We start from the raw sequence: 1,647 nt of genomic DNA on the forward strand, positions 1-1,647 counted from the left end.
AGACGCCATCCGCTTACCGCTGGGCAGGCTTGAACAGTCGAACACGATTCCTGTTCGGGTGATCTCTCGGTGGTCGGGGCATAACGGCAGAGCCTCCTGGTAGCTCGGGGTTGCGATCCCAACCGAGCAGCACCAGGAGGCCCTGTGTCGCAGTCTGTCGCGTTTGCGTCCGTGGAGTCCAACGCGCCGTCTCCGGCGTGTGACTGTCTCGCGCACAGGTTCGGCAACGCGGCGGACGGGCCGGACCGCGCCCCGTGTTACGGCTCCGACCTGACGGAGGCCGAATGGCAGGTCATCCGGCCGCTGCTGCCGGTCCCCGCGTGGCTTCGGGGGCGGGGCGGACGACCGGAGGGCTATTGCCACCGCGTCATGCTGGACGCGGTCCGCTACGTCGTCGACAACGGCGTCAAGTGGGTCAACCTGCCCTGCGACTTCCCGTCGTACCGGCGGGTGCACGCGTTCGCCCGACGCTGGCAGGTGACGGGCCTGCTCACCGAACTCCACGACCGGCTGCGTGACAACGTCCGCCAGAAGGAAGGCCGTTCACCGGACCCGACGGCCGCGATCGTGGACTCGCAGTCACTGCGGGCGGCGACAAACATCCCGCGCTCGACGTCCGGGTGGGACGGCGGGAAGAAAGTGGGTGGCCGCAAGCGGCACCTGGTCGTGGACTGCCTCGGCCTGGTCCTGGCCGTCGCAGTGACCGCGGCGAGCGTGCAGGACCGCGACGCCGCCGTCCCGCTGCTCGAGCGGCTGCGCACCATGTACTTCTCCATCCGCCTCGTCTGGGCGGACGGCGGTTATGCCGGTCGGCTCGTCGACTGGGCGGCCGAGAAACTCCAGCTCGCCCTTGAGATCGTCAAACGCACCGACGACACCAGCGGGTTCGTGGTGCTGCCGCGCAGGTGGGTGGTGGAGCGCACTCTGAGCTGGCTGATGCGATCGCGCCGCCTGGTGCGCGACTACGAGACACTGCCCGCCATGCACGAGGCCATGGTGCTGTGGTCCATGACCATGCTCATGAGCAGCCGCCTGGCCGGGCGCCGCCCCTGCGCCTTCAGCCGGCCGACGCCCCGAGCGGGGTGAACACCCCCGGCCGCACCTGGAGCGCCCACCCCCGCTCCACCAGGCGTTTCGCCTTCGACCGCAGCCCCTCGACCGTCGCTGGAACCGCCTGAAGGCCCAGGGCCACGGCCAGCTGCTGGCACCGCATCCCCTCCCGGGCCGCATCCGACTCCAGCACGGACATGATCCGCTGGTAGTCCGGAGGCAGGACCGTTGCTGTCATGCCCACAGTCCGTCTGGGCACCACCGACCCCGCCACCGCACTCACCACCGGCTCCGCGACCGCGACGGGCGGCTCGGCCAGCACCTCGGTCACCGTCACACGGGCATCCGCCAGACGCTGAAGTGCCCGTTCCGCCTCGCCGAGGGCAGCCACCACCCGCTCGGCCTCCTCCCGCAGCCGTGCCACCTCTTCCCGGACCTTCTTCTCCCGGGCCTCCAACAGACCGAGCACCGACGGCACCAGCCACCTCCACAAACGGGACGAGCAGACGAACCACGCCCATCTCTCCCGCCACCAAGCGGAGTTCATGCCCACCCAGCCCGAACCAAATGACCACGTTCGGAAAGCGGATGGCGTCT

2 protein-coding genes are annotated in these 1,647 nt (G+C 69.8%); one reads left to right on the forward strand and one right to left on the reverse strand.

Annotated elements, in window-relative coordinates; translation table 11 throughout:
• The first annotated feature begins 144 nt into the window (after positions 1-144).
• Positions 145-1,086, forward strand: coding sequence for an IS5 family transposase (locus BIV23_RS44620; protein ID WP_245790948.1), 942 nt, complete (start codon positions 145-147; stop codon positions 1,084-1,086).
• Here the strand turns inward: BIV23_RS44620 and BIV23_RS44625 are convergent.
• Positions 1,058-1,528, reverse strand: a complete 471-nt coding sequence (locus BIV23_RS44625) for a hypothetical protein (RefSeq protein WP_071386722.1) — start codon at positions 1,526-1,528, stop codon at positions 1,058-1,060. The two genes, BIV23_RS44620 and BIV23_RS44625, sit on opposite strands and share 29 nt — an antisense overlap.
• Positions 1,529-1,647 lie beyond the last annotated feature (119 nt).

Origin of the sequence: Streptomyces monashensis (assembly GCF_001866665.1) — a bacterium.
GTDB lineage: Bacteria > Actinomycetota > Actinomycetes > Streptomycetales > Streptomycetaceae > Streptomyces > Streptomyces monashensis.